Here is a 241-nt window from a genome sequence, read left to right as displayed (position 1 = left end):
AATATCATAAGCAAGAATATGAGCGTGAGAGCCAAAAATTAAGCCATATACAACAAAAAAGCAGTGAGTTGATAGAACAATACCAAAAATCATTAGAAACGCTTAAAAAGCCTTTAAACGGCCAATATGAACATGAAACTGAAAAAGTAGGTGGATTATTCAACAAAGAAATACAAGAAACAGGCAATGTTGTAATAAGCCAAGAAGATTTTAATACCTTTCAGAAACAAATAGAAGCATC

The 241-nt window shown here is 31.5% G+C and carries 1 pseudogene; it reads left to right on the top strand.

The features are described 5' to 3' along the window. A pseudogene (locus tag SH09_RS15930) lies at positions 1-241 on the top strand (MobV family relaxase); the annotation flags it as partial.

Origin of the sequence: Staphylococcus gallinarum (assembly GCF_000875895.1) — a bacterium.
In the GTDB taxonomy this organism is placed as follows: Bacteria; Bacillota; Bacilli; order Staphylococcales; family Staphylococcaceae; genus Staphylococcus; species Staphylococcus gallinarum.
This window is presented reverse-complemented; position numbering and strand designations above follow the sequence as displayed.